The organism is Streptomyces sp. MnatMP-M17 (assembly GCF_900091995.1).
Taxonomy (GTDB): Bacteria; Actinomycetota; Actinomycetes; order Streptomycetales; family Streptomycetaceae; genus Streptomyces.
Genome location: NZ_FMDK01001281.1, coordinates 1 through 1,172 on the forward strand (window position 1 = coordinate 1; position 1,172 = coordinate 1,172).

The 1,172-nt window shown below is 74.4% G+C and carries 1 protein-coding gene; it reads right to left on the reverse strand.

Annotated features, from left to right (window positions below):
• Window positions 1–1,172, reverse strand: a 1,172-nt coding sequence (locus GA0115259_RS38565; RefSeq protein ID WP_093605280.1) for a SagB family peptide dehydrogenase, incomplete at both ends; no start/stop codon positions are given.

Genomic DNA, 1,172 nt, shown 5'->3' on the forward strand with positions numbered 1-1,172 from the left:
CTCGTCGGCCGGGTCAGCCGCGCCGCGCCGGTCCGGCGGCGGGAGCGTGCCGAGGGCGAATTCCCCCACCACGCTCTCCTCGGGACCGCGCAGGCCAAGGGCACGGCGCGTGATCTCCGCGTCGCCGACGCCCTTCAGGCTGCACGGGCCCAGGCGCATGCCGGTCGCCACCAGGTACATGGTCTGGCTCAGGACGCCGACGTGCTGGAGTGTCAGCGCGTAGGCGAATGAGTCGTAGTGCCAGGAGAGCCGGGCGATCCGCGAGGTCATGGTGATCAGCACGTCCGGGCGCGCCTTGTGCACCCGTGCGATCTCCGCCATCTGCGCGGCACGGTCCCTCTCGGAGGCGTCCACGGCCGTCAGCCGGTGGCCGAACGGGTCGTAGTGGTAGACGCCTTCCGGGACGGAAGCGCACCGGTTGACCGTCAGGTACAGCTCCAGCTCGTAGGCTCCGTCGGCGCTCGGGTAGGGGCGGTTCGTCCGCTCGTAGGCAGGGCGCGCGTCCCAGTCGTAGTAGCGCGCGCCGGGGGTCGTGCCGTGGTGGCTCCTGACGCGTGCCGCGCGGTGGAGGAACTCGCCCAGCTCCTCCAGCGACAGCTGCCTGGAACCGTAGGTCAGGACGGACCGCCGGGACTCCAGCACCTCGGTGAGCCGGGCGTCGCGCTCCAGGACGGCGGTCAGCGAGGGCCGCGGGAGCTCGATGACGGCTCCGGGGCCCTGCGGCCTGGCGACCGGCGGGGACGGCAGGACGCCGAGGAAACGGCTGCCTGCTGCGTCGCGGGGGCGGCTGCGGCCGTGGAAGTAGGAATCGTGCAGGTCCCAGTGGCGCAGCGCCGGGTCGTGGTCCTCGGCGAAGACGGCGGAGCCGTCCGGCCCGGTGCTCGCCACGCAGGCGAGGCCGAGGCCGGCGATCACCCCGGTCAGCCGGCACACCAGGGCGAGGTCCAGGCCAACCGCCTCGGCCGCCTCCCGGGGCGTGACGGGGGCCGCCATGGCGGACACCACGGTCCGCGCGGCCGGCGCGGTCAGCGCCACCCGCGCCTGCGTCATACCGCTCTCGAGGACCAGCACCCCGTCGTCGGCCCGCAGCAGCGAGAACCGGGACAGCCGCACCACCTGGTCCGGTCCGACCTCGGGCGGCAGCCGGAACCCGGCGCCGGGGCCCTGGCTGA